Origin of the sequence: Pseudomonas sp. C11 (genome assembly GCF_034683865.1) — a bacterium.
Lineage (GTDB): Bacteria > Pseudomonadota > Gammaproteobacteria > Pseudomonadales > Pseudomonadaceae > Aquipseudomonas.
Genome location: NZ_JAWIIP010000032.1, coordinates 1 through 1,222, shown reverse-complemented (window position 1 = coordinate 1,222; position 1,222 = coordinate 1). Strand labels below are relative to the sequence as shown.

Genomic DNA, 1,222 nt, shown 5'->3' with positions numbered 1-1,222 from the left:
GTAGATACCGTCTTACTCATCACCTCGCAATCGCTAGCTGTGAGTCAAAAGGTTTGCCGGATTTGAGCACGCCGTAGGCAATACACAGCAGCTTACGCATGGCCGCGCAGACGATCTCTTTGCCGGCTTTGCCTCTTGCCCTCAATCGCTCGGCCATCGCACGGATTGCCGCGTTGTGCGTCAGGGAAACCACCGCCGGCAGGTAAAGCCCGCTACGTAACACTGAAGAGCCCATCCGAGATAGGCGCACATGACCTTTGTGTTTCCCCGAGTCCTGTAGCTTGGGGTTCAAACCAGCAAAGGCCGTAACAGCGCGACTGTTATCGAAACGCTGTACATCGCCTAGCTCTGCCAACAGCAACGCGGCCGTTCTGTCGGCGATACCATCGATACTTTTAAGTAGGTCGCGCTGGCCCCGCAGATCATCGTTGTCATCGAAGTGCTGTTTGATCGCCTCCAGCGTCTCAGCGATCTGCTGGCGAATATGCTCAAGTACCGAGCGAATCGACGCAGCGACTTTGGCATCGCTGGTCACATCCAGACGGTTCTGTTCCATTTGCTCCAACTCCTGAAGATCCTTCAGACGATGGGTCAAAGCTTTGAGACGCTTGATCGCTGGTTGCTCTGGCTTCCAGGCACGCAACTCCTGCTGATGCCGATGGCCATAATCGGCAATCAGCTTGGCGTCGACCTTGTCGGTCTTCACGCGTTGCAACTGACTGCGGGCGTAAAACGCAATCTGCGCTGGATTCAACACGCAGACCCGATAGCCCTGTTCGTACAACCATTCAGCCAAGGCTTCGTGATAAATACCGGTCGCTTCCATCAAGATCCAGGCTTGCGGCTCAGCATGTTTGTCCAGCCATTGCAGCAGAACGTCAAACCCCTTCTGGTCGTTGCTCAGTTTGGCCTTGGTGCGATGCTTGCCATTGGCCTGAAGGGTCGCGATGTCGAAGGTGTGCTTGGCGATGTCGATACCCACAACTGTGCTCATCATCTCCTCCTTTGGGTAACTGATCGTCACTGCATCCGTCCAACCTTGCTGATGCGAGCTCGAAGCTCTGGATACCGTTCGGACTTACTGGATGAGTGCGGAGGAGCGCAGCGCAATCTACGTTACAAGCTCAAGGCTTAAGGGCGGACACGGCTTGCAACTCCTCCCCCGATGATCAGTCGGGAACCATAGCCTCACTGAAAGGCTTTGGTCGAGATACAAGGGTGG

At 55.3% G+C, this 1,222-nt stretch carries 1 protein-coding gene; it reads right to left on the bottom strand.

Annotation, left to right across the window (positions count from 1 at the left end):
• Positions 1 to 19: 19 nt before the first annotated feature.
• Positions 20 to 994, bottom strand: coding sequence for an IS110 family transposase (locus VC352_RS24795; RefSeq protein WP_322982156.1), 975 nt, complete (start codon positions 992 to 994; stop codon positions 20 to 22).
• Positions 995 to 1,222 lie beyond the last annotated feature (228 nt).